Source organism: uncultured Microbacterium sp., from assembly GCF_947488465.1.
Lineage (GTDB): Bacteria > Actinomycetota > Actinomycetes > Actinomycetales > Microbacteriaceae > Microbacterium.
The window spans coordinates 49,882-67,659 of record NZ_CANKZA010000001.1; the positions used below are offsets into that span (position 1 = coordinate 49,882).

The 17,778-nt window shown below is 67.8% G+C and carries 19 protein-coding genes, 1 tRNA gene and 2 pseudogenes; 11 read left to right on the forward strand and 11 right to left on the reverse strand.

Going from position 1 to position 17,778, the window contains the following annotated elements:
- The first annotated feature begins 10 nt into the window (after positions 1-10).
- A complete protein-coding gene (locus tag Q0653_RS00220; RefSeq protein ID WP_298941731.1) occupies positions 11-685 on the forward strand; it encodes a thermonuclease family protein in 675 nt (224 codons plus the stop codon).
- Positions 686-694: 9 nt separating this feature from the next.
- Here Q0653_RS00220 and Q0653_RS00225 read toward each other — a convergent pair whose 3' ends face one another.
- Both Q0653_RS00225 and Q0653_RS00230 read right to left on the reverse strand, forming a co-directional pair.
- Entirely contained in the window at positions 695-1,288 is a 594-nt protein-coding gene (locus Q0653_RS00225) for a hypothetical protein (protein WP_298743914.1), read from the reverse strand.
- Positions 1,285-1,848: a helix-turn-helix transcriptional regulator gene (locus Q0653_RS00230; protein WP_298743912.1), complete on the reverse strand. Its 564-nt coding sequence runs from the start codon at positions 1,846-1,848 to the stop codon at positions 1,285-1,287. The genes Q0653_RS00225 and Q0653_RS00230 overlap by 4 nt, the downstream gene beginning before the upstream one ends.
- Before the next feature lie 325 nt (positions 1,849-2,173).
- On the opposite strand from Q0653_RS00230, the gene Q0653_RS00235 reads away from it, so the two are divergent.
- Positions 2,174-3,670 carry a SulP family inorganic anion transporter gene (locus tag Q0653_RS00235; protein ID WP_298941734.1) on the forward strand — a complete coding sequence of 499 codons (1,497 nt, stop codon included), beginning with the start codon at positions 2,174-2,176 and terminating at the stop codon, positions 3,668-3,670.
- 38 nt (positions 3,671-3,708) lie between these two features.
- The gene (locus Q0653_RS00240) at positions 3,709-4,206 is read left to right on the forward strand and encodes a MarR family transcriptional regulator (protein ID WP_298941736.1); all 498 of its coding nucleotides are present in this window, start codon (positions 3,709-3,711) and stop codon (positions 4,204-4,206) included.
- Between the two features lie 6 nt (positions 4,207-4,212).
- Here the strand turns inward: Q0653_RS00240 and Q0653_RS00245 are convergent, their stop codons facing one another.
- Positions 4,213-4,689 (reverse strand): MarR family transcriptional regulator, encoded by a 477-nt coding sequence (locus Q0653_RS00245; protein ID WP_298941738.1) that lies wholly within the window; start codon positions 4,687-4,689, stop codon positions 4,213-4,215.
- Between the two features lie 141 nt (positions 4,690-4,830).
- On the opposite strand from Q0653_RS00245, the gene Q0653_RS00250 reads away from it, so the two are divergent.
- Positions 4,831-5,175, forward strand: coding sequence for a hypothetical protein (locus tag Q0653_RS00250; protein ID WP_298941740.1), 345 nt, complete (start codon positions 4,831-4,833; stop codon positions 5,173-5,175).
- Positions 5,172-5,498: a peptide ABC transporter permease gene (locus Q0653_RS00255; RefSeq protein ID WP_298743903.1), complete on the forward strand. Its 327-nt coding sequence runs from the start codon at positions 5,172-5,174 to the stop codon at positions 5,496-5,498. The genes Q0653_RS00250 and Q0653_RS00255 overlap by 4 nt, the downstream gene beginning before the upstream one ends.
- 5 nt (positions 5,499-5,503) lie before the next feature.
- On the opposite strand, the gene Q0653_RS00260 is transcribed toward Q0653_RS00255, so the two are convergent.
- From Q0653_RS00260 to Q0653_RS00270, 3 genes are all read right to left on the reverse strand, one after another.
- On the reverse strand, positions 5,504-5,848 hold the full coding sequence (locus tag Q0653_RS00260) for a protein-L-isoaspartate carboxylmethyltransferase (protein WP_298941742.1): 345 nt from the start codon (positions 5,846-5,848) through the stop codon (positions 5,504-5,506).
- Between the two features lie 141 nt (positions 5,849-5,989).
- Positions 5,990-6,349, reverse strand: a complete 360-nt coding sequence (locus Q0653_RS00265; protein WP_298941744.1) for an Lsr2 family protein — start codon at positions 6,347-6,349, stop codon at positions 5,990-5,992.
- 13 nt (positions 6,350-6,362) lie between these two features.
- Positions 6,363-7,226: a LuxR C-terminal-related transcriptional regulator gene (locus Q0653_RS00270; protein WP_298743897.1), complete on the reverse strand. Its 864-nt coding sequence runs from the start codon at positions 7,224-7,226 to the stop codon at positions 6,363-6,365.
- Positions 7,227-7,339: 113 nt separating this feature from the next.
- Between Q0653_RS00270 and Q0653_RS00275 the strand changes: the two are divergent.
- Positions 7,340-8,616, forward strand: a pseudogene (locus Q0653_RS00275) (hypothetical protein).
- A 75-nt stretch (positions 8,617-8,691) separates the two neighbouring features.
- Here Q0653_RS00275 and Q0653_RS00280 read toward each other — a convergent pair.
- Positions 8,692-9,219, reverse strand: coding sequence for a methylated-DNA--[protein]-cysteine S-methyltransferase (locus Q0653_RS00280; RefSeq protein ID WP_298743895.1), 528 nt, complete (start codon positions 9,217-9,219; stop codon positions 8,692-8,694).
- Positions 9,220-9,416: 197 nt separating this feature from the next.
- On the opposite strand from Q0653_RS00280, the gene Q0653_RS00285 reads away from it, so the two are divergent.
- Complete coding sequence (locus Q0653_RS00285; protein WP_298941748.1) at positions 9,417-13,103, forward strand: AAA family ATPase; 3,687 nt, start codon at positions 9,417-9,419, stop codon at positions 13,101-13,103.
- A gap of 251 nt (positions 13,104-13,354) precedes the next feature.
- On the opposite strand, the gene mscL is transcribed toward Q0653_RS00285, so the two are convergent.
- Genes mscL through Q0653_RS00300 form a run of 3 tightly spaced genes read right to left on the reverse strand, consistent with a single transcriptional unit; the run spans position 13,355 to position 14,695 of the window.
- A complete protein-coding gene (mscL, locus tag Q0653_RS00290; protein ID WP_298743890.1) occupies positions 13,355-13,771 on the reverse strand; it encodes a large conductance mechanosensitive channel protein MscL in 417 nt (138 codons plus the stop codon).
- A 45-nt stretch (positions 13,772-13,816) separates the two neighbouring features.
- On the reverse strand, positions 13,817-14,083 hold the full coding sequence (locus Q0653_RS00295) for an FmdB family zinc ribbon protein (protein ID WP_298743888.1): 267 nt from the start codon (positions 14,081-14,083) through the stop codon (positions 13,817-13,819).
- A gap of 15 nt (positions 14,084-14,098) precedes the next feature.
- On the reverse strand, positions 14,099-14,695 hold the full coding sequence (locus Q0653_RS00300; protein ID WP_298743886.1) for a 5-formyltetrahydrofolate cyclo-ligase: 597 nt from the start codon (positions 14,693-14,695) through the stop codon (positions 14,099-14,101).
- Between the two features lie 83 nt (positions 14,696-14,778).
- On the opposite strand from Q0653_RS00300, the gene galU reads away from it, so the two are divergent.
- The 4 genes from galU to Q0653_RS00320 all read left to right on the forward strand — a co-directional run bounded on the left by galU (position 14,779) and on the right by Q0653_RS00320 (position 17,444).
- Positions 14,779-15,657, forward strand: a complete 879-nt coding sequence (gene galU / locus Q0653_RS00305; RefSeq protein WP_298941751.1) for a UTP--glucose-1-phosphate uridylyltransferase GalU — start codon at positions 14,779-14,781, stop codon at positions 15,655-15,657.
- Between the two features lie 25 nt (positions 15,658-15,682).
- Positions 15,683-16,312 carry a GNAT family protein gene (locus tag Q0653_RS00310; protein WP_298743883.1) on the forward strand — a complete coding sequence of 210 codons (630 nt, stop codon included), beginning with the start codon at positions 15,683-15,685 and terminating at the stop codon, positions 16,310-16,312.
- Between the two features lie 86 nt (positions 16,313-16,398).
- Positions 16,399-17,319: a large exoprotein gene (locus Q0653_RS00315; RefSeq protein WP_298941754.1), complete on the forward strand. Its 921-nt coding sequence runs from the start codon at positions 16,399-16,401 to the stop codon at positions 17,317-17,319.
- A gap of 49 nt (positions 17,320-17,368) precedes the next feature.
- Positions 17,369-17,444, forward strand: a tRNA-Ala gene (locus Q0653_RS00320).
- Positions 17,445-17,493: 49 nt separating this feature from the next.
- Here the strand turns inward: Q0653_RS00320 and Q0653_RS00325 are convergent.
- Positions 17,494-17,763: pseudogene (locus tag Q0653_RS00325) on the reverse strand (hypothetical protein); the annotation flags it as partial.
- Positions 17,764-17,778 lie beyond the last annotated feature (15 nt).

Consider the following 17,778-nt stretch of genomic DNA (forward strand, 5'->3'; position numbering starts at 1 on the left):
GCTCGTGATCGTGCGCGGAATCTGGGGTGCGGCCCTCGCGGTCGCCGTGGTGGTGTGCGTCGTCGGATGTGCGCCTGGTACCCCGTTGTCGGGCAGTGCGACGGTGACCATCGCGTCGATCATCGACGGCGACACGATCGAGACGAGCGCCGGCACGGTGCGCCTCATCGGCATCGACGCGCCGGAACGTGATGTCTGCGGTTACGCGGAAGCCTCGGCACTCGTGTCGTCGCTCCTCGTGCCGGGTGCGGTGGTCGGCCTCGAGCTCCCCGACGGGCAGAACGACGCCGACAGACACGGCAGGATGCTGCGTTACGTCACCACGGACCAGGGGATCGATGTCGCGTCATCGCTGCTCACCGCCGGTCTCGCCGTCGCCCGGTACGACTCGGGCGACGGCTACCCGGCGCATCCGCGCGAGGCTGCCTACCGCGCCGCGCAGGTCGCGTCGATCGGTGGAGACGGGTCCGTGATCACGGTGGACTGCGCCGGCGCGGCGGCGGTGCCCCCGCCGTCAGGGGAGTGGTGGACGCAGTACACGTCGTGCACGAAGCTCAAGAGCAACGTCGCCGGGCATCCGATCGGACCGTTCTCGCGTGACGACCAACCCGGCGCCTACGCATGGTTCGCCACCGGGACGGGCAACAACGGCGACGGCGATGGAGACGGATGGGCGTGCGAGTAGGGGCGCGCGCTACGCCAAAACGGGTGGCTCGGCAGTCTGCGGAATGGCGGGATCATCGAGGGCGGCCTGCACCACAGCTGCCGCTGCGAGTGTGAACTCCTCGCCCGGGTAATACATGCCGAGGTGCTTCTCCGCATCATCGATCGTCGCGATTCCGCACAGCGGCAGGAGCACGCGCAAATCGGGAAGCTCACGACGTCGCCGGCGTTGACACGCGAAGAGCTTCATCGCGAGAAGCGTCTCTGCTGTGGCGACCTCCACGACGATTCCGTTCTGCTCATGGAGGACCGACCACTCGGCGGTGCGCTCTCCGAACCCAGACGGGAGAAAGTGCACAGCCGCGGAGTTGAGCCAGTCCTCTTGCCAAGTGAACGCAACGGCAACGTGGTGAGCCGCCTCCAGAATGGTTGTCTCCGGTGTGAGCTCGGCGTCGAGGTCCACGGTAGATCCGCGGGCGGCGTTGTAAGCGAGCGCTATCGCCGCCCCGCCAACCAAGCGGATGCGCGCGCTCGAACCCGTTCGACCCAGCTCCGACACCAGCTCTCGGAGCCCTCGGACGATATCGTCGCGATCCAGCCGGACGATGGGCCGCTCGGCGCTCATGCGCTTGCGAGCTCGTCTGCGGTGATCCAGATACCGCGACGGCGAAGCGGCTCAGGAACATCTTCGGCATCCGGCGCCAGACGACCGGCCGTCCAGGGATCCCACCGACCCACAGGGTTTCCGGTAGCTCGCTCGGCCCACGCGGGTGTGCGCAGGCCGGCGCGAGCGAGTTCGATCTCGACGGTGCCGGCGATCGCCGCATCCCACTCGACAGATATCGCTGGAGGAGGGTCTATTGTCAACGCGGCCTTCGCTAGAAGGTCGGAGGCCTGTAGGTTCGCTACGAGCTGGACAAGGGCTTGAATGCGCACAGTCGAGTTCTCGCTCAGAAGGATCGACTCTGCGATGTCGCGCGCGCTTGCTCGTCCCTGAGTATCGATGACGAGCACGCGTGCTCCGAGTGCATGCGCCGCCGCGCCCGTCGTGCTGGACCGGGGGTCACGACGTCCAGTTTCGATGGCGTAGATGTTGCTCGCGTGCGTCCCGATGCGACACGCCAGAGCAGCGGCTGTCATGCCCTTTGCCCGGCGGATATGCGCGAGCTGTGCGGAAACACTCATGCGTGACTCCTCAATCGATGGTTCCATGATAGGTCGAATTCGACCTATCATGCCAGGGCGGCGGGTTCGCGACCGCCATTAACCCACGCGCGCAGCCAGGGCCGGCTCGCTCGGGGAAGGAGTTCGCTTTTCCTGCCACGGATCATGAACGCGGCGATCAGTGAGGCGGCGACATCGTGATCGCGGAGGTGAGGGATACCGCCGAGTGGCCGTCCGTGGACATCCTCGGCCGTCGCTTAGAGTCGAAGGCGGCGCCATCGCTCGCATCCCCTTCTTCCCGCGTCGACTGAGGTCGATGCGCACGTATTCCCCTCTCGGAGGCCCCATGTCGACCGCGACCGCGTCTCGCTACCGCATCGAACCCACGGTCTTACAAGCCCTGCGCAGCCCGCGCCTGCTGACGCGCGAAGTGCTCGCGGGGCTCGTCGTCGCGCTGGCGCTCATCCCCGAGGCGATCGCGTTCTCGATCATCGCGGGAGTCGATCCACGACTCGGCCTCTTCTCTTCGTTCATCATGGCCGTCGCGATCTCGTTCCTCGGCGGCCGGCCGGCGATGATCACCGCGGCGACCGGTGCGATCGCGCTCGTCATCGCGCCCGTCGCCCGTGAGTACGGCATGGATTACTTCATCGCCACGGTGCTGCTGGGCGGACTCATCCAGATCGTCCTTGCCGTGCTCGGGGTCGCGAAGCTCATGCGCTTCATCCCGCGATCGGTGATGGTCGGATTCGTCAACGCGCTCGCGATTCTCATCTTCACATCGCAGTTCTCGCAGCTCGTCGATGTGCCGTGGCTCGTGTATCCGCTGGTCGCCGTCGGGCTCGCGATCATGTATCTCATGCCGCGGATCACGAGGGTGATCCCGGCGCCCCTCGTCGCGATCGTGCTGCTGACGGCCGCGGTCGTCGTGTTCGCCTGGAACGTCCCGAACGTCGGTGATCAGGGGGAGCTGCCGACGAGCCTGCCCGAACTCTTCTTGCCGCAGGTGCCGCTGACGTTGGAGACACTGCAGATCATCGCCCCGTACGCGCTCGCGATGGCGGTGGTGGGACTCCTCGAATCGCTCATGACCGCGAAGCTCGTCGACGACATCACCGACACCCACTCGCGCAAGACCCGCGAAGCGCTCGGCCAGGGCGCGGCGAACATCCTCTCCGGCGCCTTCGGGGGCATGGGAGGCTGCGCCATGATCGGCCAGACGATGATCAACGTCAAGGCCTCGGGGGCGCGCACGCGCATCTCGACCTTCCTCGCGGGCGTCTTTCTGTTGGTGCTCATCCTCGCGCTCGGGGACGTCGTCGCCATCATCCCGATGGCCGCGCTCGTCGCCGTCATGGTCGTCGTGTCGATCGCGACCTTCGATTGGCACAGCATCCGCCCCGCAACGCTGAAGCGGATGCCGAAGAGCGAGACCGCCGTCATGCTGATCACGGTCGTGGCGACCGTGTGGACGCACAACCTCGCGATCGGCGTCGTGCTCGGGGTCATCGCCGCGATGGTGATGTTCGCACGCCGCGTCGCCCACTTCATCACGGTGACGCGCACCGCCTCTGAGGGGGTGGCGCACTACACCGTCGACGGCGAACTCTTCTTCGCGTCGAGCAACGATCTCACCACCCAGTTCGACTACTCCGGCGACCCCGAACGCGTGGTGATCGACATGACGCGCTCACACGTGTGGGATGCGTCGACGGTCGCCGCCCTCGATGCGATCGTCACGAAATACGAGAAACAGGGCAAGAGCGTCACCATCGAGGGCCTCAACGACACTGCCGCGGCGCTGCACCGGCGACTCACCGGAAACCTCGGCGCCGAGCACTGACCTGCGAATTCGAGTCGCATCCACCAGAATGGTTCTTCGTGACGGGGGAAACCGAAGAAGAAGGCTCGGCGTATTGGTATGCCGACACGGATGAGGCGACCAGCGCTGCCGTACTGCAGGCGCTCCGCAGTTACCGTGCGGCCGAGATGGCGATGCGCCGACGAACCCAACGGTCGATGGAGATGGGCGAGAACGAACTGCTGGTCCTCCGCTACCTCGCACGAGCGAGCAAACGCGATGAGCCGGTGACGCCGGTGCACCTCGCCCGGTATCTCGGCATCACGTCGGCGTCGACGACGGCCTTGCTCGACCGCCTCTCGCGGAGTGGTCACATCACGCGCATGGCGAACCCGGCCGACCGCCGCAGCATCCTGATCACGTCGAGCGCGAAAGCCGAGGAAGAAGTGCGGCACACGCTGTCGGCGATGCACGCACGCATGATGGATGTCGTGCGGCCGATGACCGCCTCCGACCGGGCGAGCGTCATCGGCTTCCTGCAGGCGATGCGCGACGCCGTCGACGAGATCGACGCGTAGCGGTTCTCAGCGCGTCGGAGTGAGCTCTGCGGTGGCGTCAGCGGCGTCAGCCAGCGAGGAGAAGAAGGCGATCACATCGCGACGCTCCTCCGCCGACATGCCGTCCATGAGGCTCGCCAGACGGCCCTCGAACACCTCATAGGTCGACGCGATGGCGTGCTCTGCGTCGGCGGTCGCCTCGATGAAAATGCTGCGGCGGTCGCCCGGGTTGCTGGCGCGCACGACCATCCCTGCCTTTTCGAGCCGGTCGAGGAGGGCAGTGGTGGATGCCGAACTCACGCCCAGGTGCCGCGCGATCTCGCTCGGTTTCACACCGTGCGCGCTCGCGCGCTCGCTGAGAAGAAAACGAAGGATCGCCAACTCGTTCTCGCCGAGGCCGGTCTGCGTGCGCACGCGGACGAGCATGGCGGCATCCGCCGCGCGGAATCTCTCGTAGGCGCGCACGACCGCATCCACGTCCTGCACATCGTCGCGGTCGGTCATGTCTCACCCCCGTGCCGAAAGGCACAATTCCAGCTACTCGGTTGATTTACTATACACCCGGCGACTATCTCACTTGACTAACTACTTTTCTTGTGAGTAACCTTTCGCTAGAGCAAAACCGACCACGAGGGAGCGCACACAATGGGACGTCTCTACTACGGCAACACCACCGAGGGCATCGAGATCCCCGACCGCGAGCTCGCACATCTCCGTGTTCTCGCCACGACGAAGCTGCGTCGCTCGGAGAGCTTCTCCGTCTCCTGGACCACACCGGAGTGCCCCGAGGGTCGCTCGACGATCTGGCTGCACTGCTCGATCCCCCTGCGCTTCGAGCTGGAAAGGGCCGAGGAAGCTCTCGACCGGCGCTACCTGGAGGAGCTGGCGAACGCGGCGAACACCTCGGGTGGCGTCACGTTGGATCTCACGGCCGCCGAACCAGTCGCGCGTCCGGTCGCCGTGACGACTGATCTGCGGAGGGCAGCATGAGCCTCACGATTCCCAGCGTGTCGAGCCCGACGTGGGCTCGTGTCGACGCCGGCCTGTATGTGGTCTCGCGCGCGGGGGAGTACCTCGGCTCGGTCGACCGATCCAACGACGGCGCCTACTTGGCTTTCGATGGCCGAGCCACGCCCGTGGGGCGCTACGACACCCTCAGGGAAGCGAAGAGCGCGGTGCTCTCGGTGCCGGACCCTGAGACGGCACGGCGTGAGCGTCACACACAGCGAGTTTTTCAGCGGGTCGCCGCCGTATCGGGCGTGGTGGCCGGGAGCCTCGCCCTGACCGCGGGAACGGTCGTCCCGTTCCTCTGAGTCGGTTAGGAAGATGCAGCGACCCGTGCTTCGTCGGTCTTCAGCTGAAGGTACGTGCACAGGTTCGCCAGCGCCAGCAGGTCCTGCGCGAGTTGTGAGACGCCGACGCTGTCGAGATCGAACGTCTCAGAGCGCGGCTCGAAGGTGACGATCCACTTCGGCACACCCTCGGTGACGACGGGCTGAATGTAGGTCACCGTCGACACGGTGCGCAGCGTGACGACCACAAGACCTGATTCGGGCCCTGCCGTGTAATCCTTTTCGAGGACATCGACGGCGGTATCGACATGTTGCTCGGAGCGGAATTGCTCCACCCAGGACTGCACCCGGGCTTGATCACGGTACGGCATAGAACCTCATCTTGACTTCGGTGCTGACAGCGGCACACGTATATTATGCGTCAGCTGTGCTGGGTATCCATCGGTCACCGCGAGCCAGGGGAGCGGTACCCGTCGGCGCGGTGCGCCACGGGCCGCTACCGTGACCGACGGTCAGTGCGCGGCGTCGTACGCCTCGAGAATGGATGCCGGCACGCGCCCGCGCTCGGACACGGTGTAGCCGTTGTCGGCCGCCCACGCCCGGATCGGCGCATAGTCGCGCTGCCCCGCACGCTTCTGCGCCGTCCCACGGGCCCCGCGTGCGCTCGCCGAGCCACCGCTGCGCGCGGACACCGACCGCGCGGCCGCGATGAACGGCGCGAACGCGGCGCGCAGAGCGTCGGCGTTCTCTTCGGTGAGGTCGATCTCGTACGCGGTGCCGTCGAGAGAGAACAGGACGGTCTCACCCTCGCCGACCTCCAGAACCGATCCGTCCAGGTCGTCGACGAGCTGATGCACAATTCTGCGGGCCATGGGGGAAGTGTAGTCAGGGGAGTAGCCCGGCGCGGCGCGCCTTGGTCACCGCGGCGTGGCGTGTTCCGGCGTCGAGCTTGGCCATCGCCGATTGCAGGTATGACTTGACTGTGCCTTCACGCAACGTCAACGTCGCGGCGACCTCCGCGTTGGTCTGACCGAGCGCGGCACAGGCGAGCACATCCAGCTCCCGCCGCGACAGTCGCACGTCGAGTGTCTCGGTCGGCTCGGTGCCGTCCCGAGACATCTCCGACAGGCGCGCCTCCAGCACTGACAAGCGGCGCCGGATCGAGGCATCCGGCACGTCGGCGGCGATGCCGCGCAACTCCGCGTACGTCTCGCGGAGCTGTTCGCGTGTCGCCGCATCGACGCGCGGTGCCGGAGCGGCGGGGGCGGGCGCAGGCAAGAGCGCGAGGTGCTTGTGCACTTCGTCGCGCACGCGCAGTTCGGTCGCGAGGTCTCCGGCGACCTGCAGTGCGGTGCGCGCGGTACCTTCACCGAAGGGCGCCGGCATCCATGATCCGCAGTACAAGACACCGCGGGCGCGACCGGCCACAAGAACGGGTACCGCAAAGAGGGTTGAAATCCCCTCACCCAGCACGGCGCGGTCGTAGTCGTGGGTGATGTTGCGGGATGACCGGTAATCGAGGGCGAGTCGCGGACGCTTTTCGACGAGCGCGCGTCCACCGAGACCGCGGGAGGCGTGGACGACCAGCCCGGCCAGGTGTTGTGTGCGATTTCCGACGACCGACGTGACTTCGACCATGTTGGCGGTTTCGAAGCCGCCGAAAGCCACCGGCAGCCCGGTGCGCTGGGCGAGATCGCCCACGGCCCGAGAGAGCAACTCGGTGTCGCTGGCGAGGGCGGGGAGTGCCATCGCGTGCTACCTACTTCCGGGGGTGACGGCCACGTCACCCGTTTTCGTAGCGTCGAGGCTAGCACGCGACCCGTCGAGGAAGACCGGCCCCTCGAGCGTCAGGAGGCGGGCCGATGACCCTCGCTGCCGCAGCGACCAGCGGTGCGAACGATCCGGTGCTCAACATCGCGATCTTCGGCGCCTTCGTGGCCGTGACGCTGTTCATCGTCATCCGCGCCAGTCGCAACAACAAAACAGCCGCCGACTACTACGCGGCCGGGCGCTCGTTCACCGGTCCGCAGAATGGGTTCGCGATCGCCGGGGATTACCTCTCGGCAGCATCCTTCCTCGGCATCGTCGGCGCGATCGCGATCAACGGATACGACGGGTTCCTCTACTCGATCGGGTTCCTGGTCGCATGGCTCGTCGCTCTCCTTCTCGTCGCCGAGCTCATGCGCAACACCGGCAAATTCACGATGGCCGATGTGCTCTCATTCCGGCTCAAGCAGGGGACGCGATCCTCGGACCCGGGTTGCAGTATGGCCAGAACCCGTGGGACTTCATCTCGCTCGCCATCGCGCTTGTCCTCGGCGCGGCGGGTCTGCCCCACGTGCTCATGCGCTTCTACACCGTGCCGACGGCGAAGGAAGCGCGTCGCTCGGTCGTCTGGGCGATCTGGCTGATCGGTCTGTTCTACCTGCTGACGCTCGTCCCCGGTTACGGGGCCGGCGCTCTCGTCGGACCCGACGTGATCAAGGCCGCGTCCGGTGGTGTGAACTCAGCTGCACCGTTGCTGGCGCAAGCGCTCGGTGGGCCGTTGCTGCTCGGATTCATCTCGGCGGTCGCGTTCGCCACGATCCTCGCCGTCGTCGCCGGACTCACGATCACGGCGGCCGCGTCGTTCGCGCACGACATCTACGCGAACGTCGTCAAGAAGGGCAACGTCCCGCCGGACGGCGAAGTCAAGGTCGCCCGCCGCACCGTGATCGTCATCGGGATCCTCGCGATCGTCGGCGGCATCGGCGTGCAGGGGCAGAACGTGGCGTTCCTCGTGGCGCTGGCCTTCGCGGTGGCGGCGTCGGCGAACCTGCCGACGATCATCTATTCGCTCTTCTGGCGCAGGTTCACGACCCGCGGTGCGGTGTGGAGCATGTACGGAGGCCTTGCGGCCGCCGTCATCCTCATCGTGCTCTCGCCCGTGTTCTGGGGCACCGAGACGAGCGTGTTCAAGAACATCGGCACAGCGATCTGGCCGCTCAACAACCCCGGCATCGTCTCGATCCCGCTCGGGTTCTTCCTCGGCTGGCTGGGGTCGGTGACCTCGACCCGCAAGGAAAGCCCCGAGAAAGCCGCAGAAATGGAAGTCCGCTCGCTGACCGGCTACGGGGCCGAGAAGGCGGTGGATCACTGATCCGCTGATCGCGATCGACACAGCGAGGCCGGGGTGATGTCGTCACCCCGGCCTCGCTCGGTGTCGTCCGGCGGCCTACACGCCGGACGGGTCTGCGGCGGCGACGCGTTCTTCGAGGGCGAGGAGGCAGCGCTTGCGTTCGGGGTGACCGCCGTACTCGCCGATCGAACCGTCGCTGCGGACGACCCGGTGAGCCGGGATCACGAGCGAGATCGGCGTGCGCGCACACGCCGATCCCACCGCACGGTTCGCGCCGGGGGAGCCCGCATCGATCGCGACCTCGGCGTACGACGCTGTCTGCCCGAACGGGATGCGGGTGACGGCCTCGAGCGCCGCACGGACGAACCCCGTCGTGTCGCCGAGATCGAGAGGCAGATCGAAACGGCGCCGCGCGCCCGCGAAGTACTCGTCGAGTTGCGTGCGCACGTGCGCGGTGGCCGCGGCATCCTCTCTCAGAACGCTCCGGCGGTGCAGCCCGATGCGCTGCACCGCGTCGCCGGGCGGACCGTCGAGGAACTCAAGGTGGGCGAGGCCCTCATCCGTGATGACGATGAGGGCCTCGCCGATCGGTGTCGGGTGCACCGAGAACGCTGCGTGAGTCATGCCTCCATGATGACCGGATGCCCGGTCGCCACTGGTCTCTCCAGCCCCGATCCGTGGACAACCGGCCGGAACACCCGGTTGGGGAGGAAGCTCTGCTGGCCAATTGCGGCGATATCGGCCGGTCTAGCGCCCTTCTGCGCCGCGGCAAGCCTAAGGTGGCACGTGTGTGGCGAGCAGATGGCGGAGCTGTGCGAGGCGTGAACGAGGCCGAGCACGAGATCTCGGTGTCCCCGGGCGACCTCGATCTGTCCGAACCCGGGGTGACCGTGCAACATGTCGCGGCCTCCGAACGCGGACGCATCCGCGAAGAAGCCGCGCAGCTGGGTGGCCTGTCGACGCTCCTGCGTTACACGGACGTCGGCGATGCGGGCATCGACATCACGAAAGCCCACCCGGGTAGCCTGCCGCAGTTCATCACCGGCCGCTCGACGCTCCTCTCCAATCTCTTCCGCGACGAAGTGGCGCTGCGGACGGCCCGCATCGCCGCCGAGCGCATCGCCGCCAAAGACGTCGAGCTCCGTACGACCCGCGGACTCGATACCGTCAACCTCGCCGTCGGTATCGCTGCGTGGCGCATCGGTGGTGTGGCCTACGCCGCTCCCGTGTTGCTGCGTCCACTGGCGATCCGTCGTCACCACACCGATTTCGATCTGAAGCTGCACGGCGCGTTCACGATCAACCCCGAGCTCGTCGAAGCGGCTCGCACCCACTTCGGCATCGTGATCGACGGCCGAGCGCTCGCCGGGCTCGCCGATGAGGGCGGCGTCTTCAAACCGCAACCCGTGATCGATCACCTGCGCGCCCTCACAGCACACATCGACACGTTCACGGTGCAGCCGCGTCTGGTCGTTTCGACCTTCACCGACGTCGCCGGGGCGATGGAGCGGGATGCCGCCGACCTCGACCACCCGTTCCTCAACGCCCTCGCCGGGCACGTTTCCGACCGCGAGGCCGTCTCGCTCGTGCGGGGTCTTCCGAAGATCATCGGCGCCGACGACCGGCCCCCGGCATCCGACCGTCTTCTGCTCGACGCCGACGCCGAGCAGGAAGCCGTCCTGGCGCGCATTGCAACGGGACAATCGCTCGCCGTCCACACACTGCCGGGTACGGGTGGCACGCAGACCGTCATCAACGCCGTCGGTGAGCTCGTGCGGGCCGGTAAGCGCGTACTCGTCGTCAGCGCGCGCCGGTCGACCCTCGAGGGGGTGCGCCACCGTCTCGCCGGCATCGGACTGCCGGGCCTCGCCGTCTCGCCCGGGCAGCTGCGGCGCGATCTCATCCGCGCCATCGCGCGGAACGAAAAGGCCGCACCTCCCAAGGTCGCCGACGTGGACGATGCGCTCGTGCGCCTGCGCACCGTGCTGCGTGACTACCGCGTCGCGCTGACCCACCGGCATCCGCAGATCGGCGTCTCGCCGCTTGAAGCCCTCCGTACCCTCACGACCATCGCCGCCGGCGTTCCGCAGCCGAGCGCGCAGACGCGGTTCGACCTCGCCACCCTCCGCACGCTCAGCACACGGCGCGCCGAAGCCGCGACGACCTTGTCGACGGCGGCCCGACTCGGAGAATTCCGGTTCGGTCCCGACGACTCGCCCTGGTATGGCGTCGCCTTCTCGACGACCGAAGAGGCCCGTGCCGCGCACGCGCTCGCCGGGCGCCTGCACCGCAGCGACGTGCCCTCGATCCTCGAGCGTGGCTACGAGCTGATCGGTCAGACCCGCATGCGCCCGTTCGCGACGGTGAGCGAGCTCGGCGGCTACATCCAGCTTCTGCAGGGCATTCGCGCCTCGCTCGACCGCTTCAGCATGACCGTGTTCGAGCGCCCGCTGGACGAACTCATCCAGGCGCACGGTCCGCGACGCGATTCGACCACGATGTCCGGTCCGCAGCGCCGCCGCCTGAAGCACCTGTCGAAGGAGTATGTCCGCCCGGGCATGCACATCACGGACATGCACGAAGCTCTCCTGCGCGTGCAGCAGCAGCGTGCCCAGTGGGAGCGACTGGTGGATGCGGGGGTCACCCCCGAGATTCCCCTCGGACTCGACGACGTCGCCACCGCGTGGCAGCGTGTGAGCGCCGACCTGGGCGACCTCGACCGCGCGCTCGGTCGCACGGACGCCCTCGCCGCCTTGCCGATCCCGCAGCTGGTGCGCACGCTCGCCGGTCTCGCCGCCGAGTCGGACGTGTTCGACAACCTCGTCGAGCGGGCGACCCTCCGCGGAGAACTCGCGGACATGGGTCTCGAACCGCTGCTCACCGAACTGTCGATGCGCCACGTTCCGGAAGGCGACGTCGCCGCCGAGTTCGAGTTCGCCTGGTGGCAGTCGGCTCTCGAAGCGATGCTGCGCTCGGACCGCGCGCTTCTCGGCGCCAACACCTCGGTCGTGGATCGCCTCGAGCGCGACTATCGTCTGGTCGACGAAGCCCACGCCGGATCTGCCGGCCCGCTTCTCGCGGCGGAACTCGCGACGCGCTGGAAGATCTCGATCGTCGACGAGGCGAACGAGACCTCGGCGCTCAAGCACGCTCTCCGCGGCACGACGGCCACGACGGCCGAGATCGTCCATGCGGCGCCGACCCTCCTGCGCACGCTCGCGCCGGTCTGGCTCGCCTCACCGTACGAAGCGCCGGCGATTCCGGATGCCGTCGACTTCGACGTCGTCATCATCGCCGACGCAGCCGCCCTGTGCCTCAGTGAAGCTGCCCCGGCCCTGCGCCGCGGACGTCAGATCGTGGTCTTCGGTGACCCGGTCACGCAGAAGCCGACGCCGTTCCGGATCTCGGCCGGCATGCCCGCCGACGACGAGGACGAGCCCGAGGTTCCCTTCGACGAGGTCAGTGTGTTCGCGCGCCTGGCGGAGCTCATCCCCGTCGAGACGCTGACCCGCAGTTACCGCGCCGGCGGGGAAGATCTCGCTCAACTCGTGAACGACGCGTTCTACGGGGGCGAGATCGTCTCGCTGCCGTGGGCCGGTTCGTACCTCGGTCGCGGCAGCCTGAGCGTCGACTACGTCGAGGGCGGGACGGGAACGCCCGATCCGATCACCGGCGCGGTCGAGAGTCCCGATGCCGAGCTCGCCCGCGTGGTGACCCTGGTCGTCGAGCACGCCGTCAACCGCCCGAGCGAGTCGCTCATGGTGGTCACGGCATCCACCCGTCACGCCGAACGTGTGCGCGCCGCGGTCGCGTCGGCCTTCGCGGGACGCGCCGACGTCGCCGACTTCGTCGGACGCGACACCGCCGAGCCGTTCGCCGTGCTCGGCCTCGAAGAGTCGGTGGCGGAAAGCCGCGACCGGGTGATCTTCTCGCTCGGGTTCGGGCTGACCAAGCACGGCCGGGTGCTGAGCGACTTCGGCGATCTGTCCGGCCCCGACGGGGAGCGTCTGCTGACGGTCGGGATGACCCGTGCGCGCCGGTCGATGGTGATCGTGTCGTCGATCCGGCCGTCGGCATTCGACGAAGGACGCCTCGAATCGGGCGCCGCGACACTCATGTCGATCCTCGGGGGCATCGCCGCCCGCGCCCGCGAATCGCGCTTGGAAGACCTCGCCGATCCGCTCACCCTCACCCTCGCGCAACATCTGCGCAGTCTCGGGGTGTCGGTTGACGTCGACTATCACGGGCGCCTGCCGCTCGTCGCGCAGTACAAGGGCAAGGCCGTCGTCACCGAGAGCGATTCGGATGCGATCGGCGAGAGCCTGCGCGAGACCCTGCGTCTGCGCCCCCAGATCCTGCGGCGCCTCGGCTGGCACTACATCCGTGTGCACGCGTTCGATCTCTACAGCGACCCGGCCGGCGTGGCATCGCGCATCGCGGCGATCCTCGGCGTGCAGCCCGAGACGCCCACTGCGCAGACCCCCACCCAGCCGATCGATGTCCCCTGACCGTCAGCGCATCGAGCGGGTCCGCGGATCGCGGCGCGCGCGTCTGACCCCCGCGCCGGGGACCGACCCCTCTCCCGACGTGCCGGGAGAACACGGCGATGCCCCGCCACCTCAGGGTGACGGGGCATCGGGTCCGAACGACGAGCGGATGCTGCGGGACGTCCCGCCGCACTACTAGCCCCCGCGCGGAGCCGGAGCGCGTGGCGTTTCGACTCGCTTCGCTCGCGGGGCGACCGGGAGTGGAAACGCGCTCAGTTGGCGGCGGTGTTCTTGCCGAGCAGGTCGCGGATCTGCACGAGGAGTTCCTGCTCGGTGGGGAGCTTGTCCTCTTCGGGCTCGACGACGCCCGCCTTGGCAGCCTGACGCTCCTTGAAGTGGTTCATCGGAACGACGAACACGAGGTAGACGACCAGTGCGACCGCGAGGAAGCTGATGACCGCGTTGACGAGCCCACCGATCGGGAAGGTGACCGGGCCGTACAGGCCCTGGACCGTCGGTCCGACCGCGCCGGTTTCTTCGTCGGCCGCCCAGACGAGCGAGATCAGCGGAGTGATGAGGGCGGCGACGATCGCATTGACGACGGCGGTGAACGCCGCGCCGATGACAACAGCGACCGCGAGGTCGATGACGTTGCCGCGCATGATGAAGTCTTTGAAGCCCTGGATCATGTCAATGACCTTTCTGTGAGACGGCGAGTCGCCGTGCGGTCCCGATTATACGGGTGAGGATTTCGCCTCGGTCTTTGATGATGTCGGAGAAGTCGTGGCCGCGCCACCGGACGCGTCCGCGGAGCTCGAGGCGGCTGCGCGCGAATCGGTGCGGTAAAAACCTCCGCCGTTGAAGGTGACGCCGATCGAGCCATACTGCTTGCGCAGTGCGCCGCCGCACTCGGGGCATTCGGTCAGCGCGGCGTCGGAGAACGACTGGACAGCGTCGAAGCGGTGGCCGCAGTGCGTGCAGGCATAGGCGTAGGTAGGCATGGGTCCTCGGTGAGTTCAGCGCCGGTGCGGCGCGAGGGTGACAGTACGAGTGGGGGTGACGACACCCGTGACGGGCTGGTCGTGCAGGTCGCGGGGCACGTCATCGACGAGTTCGGAGTCGAAGATCACGGCGTAGACGGGCGGGCAGTGCTCCATCGACCCGAGGGTCTTGTCGAAGTAGCCGCGTCCCCAGCCGAGTCGCATGCCGGTCCGGTCGACCGCCGCGGCAGGAATTACGAGGAGATCGACGTCGTTCACCGCCAGCGGGCTCAGCACCTCACCGGTTGGTTCCGGCATCCCGAAGAGACCTTCTGCAATCTCACCGTCCGGGTCGGCGACCGCCCAGTCGAGTAACCCGTCGACGCGGGTGATGGGCAAGAGCACCCGGATGCCGCGCGCGACCGCGCCGCGGATGAACTCCTGGGTGCCGGGCTCGGTGGGCGACGACAGGAAACACGACAGCGACCGTGCGCCGAGCGCGTCGACGAGGGCGTCGAGTTGCGCTTTCACGCCCGCCGCGGCCGTCTCGTGGGCGGCTTCGGAGCGGAGCTGTCGGCGTTCGCGCAGATCGGCGCGGAGCGCCCGCTTCGCGTCGTCGATGCCGTCCGTCATGGTCCGATTCTAGGCGGCGAACATGTGGCCACCTGTTTCGTCCCGGATACGTCGTTGTCACATGCGCTGGCTAGGGTGTACTCATGAGCCGCACTCCGATCAAGGCCGTCATCCCCGCTGCGGGGCTCGGCACCCGATTCCTTCCGGCGACCAAGGCGATGCCGAAGGAAATGCTCCCCGTCGTCGACAAGCCAGCCATCCAGTACGTCGTCGAAGAAGCGGTCGCTGCCGGGATCGATGATGTCCTCATCATTCTCGGGCGCAACAAGAACAACATCTCGAACCACTTCGACTCCATGCCGGAGCTCGAGTCGAACCTCGTCAAGAAGGGCGATCAGGAGAAGCTCGACCGTGTCGTGCACTCCAACGATCTTGCCGACATCCACTACGTCCGCCAGGGCGAGCCCAAGGGGCTCGGTCACGCGGTGCTTCGCGCTCGCCACCACGTCGGCGATTCCACGTTCGCCGTCCTGCTCGGCGACGACCTGATTGACGAGCGCGACCCGCTGCTACCGAAGATGCTCGCCGAGAACGCGGCATCCGGCCTCACGGTCGTCGCGCTCATGGAGGTCGATCCGGAGCAGATCCACATGTACGGCGCCGCCGCGGTCGAGCCGACGGATGACCCGGATGTCGTGCGGGTCACGGGTCTCGTGGAGAAACCCAATAAAGAAGACGCGCCGTCGAACTACGCCGTCATCGGCCGGTACGTCCTCACTCCGGGCGTGTTCGAGATTCTCGAGCGCACCGAACCCGGAAAGGGCGGCGAGATCCAGCTGACCGACGCGCTCCAGGAGCTGGCCACGACCGACGGCGTGCTCGGCGTCGTGTTCCGCGGTCGCCGCTACGACACCGGCGATAGGGTTGACTACATCAAGGCCATCGTGCAGTTGGCTGCGGACCGTACCGACCTCGGCCCCGACCTGCGCCCCTGGCTGAAGGACTTCGCGGCGCAGCTCTGACGTCGCCTCGCCGAGGGGAACGACCGTGGATCTGACGGGACCTCGGCAACACGGACCGATCTCGATTCGGCTCGTGAAGCAGCGCGATGCCCGCATCATCCAGAACGAGTTGCTCAGCAACCGCGGATGGTTGCGCCCGTGGGAGGCGACGAGCCCGGACGGACCGGTGTCCTTCGACATGCGTTCCGGCATCCGTCGCCTCTTGCAGCAGTACCGCGACGGTGGCGGGATTCCGCTCGTCATGGAATACAACGGCGAGATCACCGGGCAACTGAACGTGTGGGGGATCGCACGCGGCTCTCTGGCGTCGGCGACGATCGGCTATTGGGTCAGTGAGCGGTTCGCGGGCCTCGGCATCACGCCCACGAGCGTCGCGCTGGCCACCGACCTGTGTTTCCGCGAGATGCGGCTGCACCGGATGGAGATCTGCATCCGCCCCGAGAACGTCGCGAGCCTGCGCGTCGTCGAGAAGTTGGGGTTCCGGTACGAGGGGCTTCGCCGCCGGTACATCCACATCGCCGGTGATTGGCGCGACCACTACGTGTTCGCCCTCGTGCGCGAGGACGTCCCCGACGGTGTGCTCGAGCGATGGATCTCGGGCCTGGTTCCGGCGAATGCCGCGGCCATCCCCCCGGCGGATCGCCTGCCCATCTGACGGTGTGACCTTCACCTTCGAGTCGAACTTCAGACACGCGGTCGGATGACCGTGTGTCGCGGGCATCGGGACCTAGCGTGGTCCCCATGGGTGGGCAGGTTCTCGGAGGCGGCGTGGTCGTCCTCGTCGCGGTCGTGCTGTGGCTCGTCTATCTGTTGCCGTCGTGGAATGGTCGTCATCAGTACAACGCAGCCGAACGCAATGCCGTGCGCCTGAGTCAGGCGCTTCGAGTGCTCGCCGAAACGAGCGAAACGCCCCGCGAGGTGCAGCTCGAACTCAACGCCCGCACGGCGCTCGCTCAGCAGCGCCTCGCCCGGCGCATGCAGTCCGAGCGCGAGCACGCGCAACTCGAGAACGCGAAAGCCGAGTTGGCCGTCGAACGCGCGCAGGCGCGGATGGATGCCGCCCTCGCCCGCGAGCGCGCGGCCGCCGAGGCAGCTGCCGCCGCGGCCATCCCCGCCGTCCGCCGCGCGCGCGCACGTCGTCGCGCCCGGCTCGCAGCCACGATCGTCGGTCTGGTCGCCGTCGCACTCGCCGTCTGGGGTGCCGTGGATCTGATCCTCACCGGGTCGCAGCTTCTGCTGTGGTCGTCGGTCGCCGTTGCCAGTGCCGCGGTGCTCATGCTGCAGCGCATGGCCACCGTTCAGCGCCGCACCGTGCAGCGTGAGGTCGTCGCGATGACACCGCGCATTGCGGGCGATGTGCAAGATGTCGCGCTGGCGACCGACCGTGTGGCCTGGACGCCGCGTGAACTGCCCCGGCCGCTGACCGCTTCGGCGGGATCACGCGCGGCCGCTGTGCTCGATCAGGCCGACGCGCGCGCGGCGCTTCGTCGCGCTGCCCTCGAAGAAGCCATGCGTGCGCGTGCCGAACGCGCGCGCCCCACGTCGTTGGATGCCGCACGAGCGGCACGCGTCGACGAGTTCGCCGGGGGCGCCGCGGCCGGAGATGACGCGATCGAAGCACACGTGCGGCAACTGCTCGAGCGCCGCGCGTCGGGTCAGTGAGCCGAGTTCGGGGAGCCCCCGGCGGCGTGATAACCTGACGGAGGTTCACGGGCCTATGGCGCAGTTGGTAGCGCGCCTCGTTCGCATCGAGGAGGTCAGGAGTTCGAATCTCCTTAGGTCCACCAACGCAGAAGTGCCCCCGCTTGCGGGGGCACTTCTGCGTTAACGGTGCGCTCAGCGGAAGGTCAGGACCTCGTCGCCCCGTCGGTGCGACCCGCTTCGTACCGGTCCCACGCGGGCGCGCCGTCGACATCGGGCGCGAGACCGTGGGCGAACGCGGTCCAGCGGCTCTGCATGCGCTCGGAGATCTGCTCGGCCGAGCGGGTCAGCGGGGTTCAGCTGCTGGGGGCACGCGGGGCCGAAGATGACGGCATCCGTCACGCCGTCGAGATCGGTGGCGGGCGCAGGGTCCCGCCAGCGCAGGTCACCGGCGGGCGCCTGCGCGAAGGGCGTGCCTCT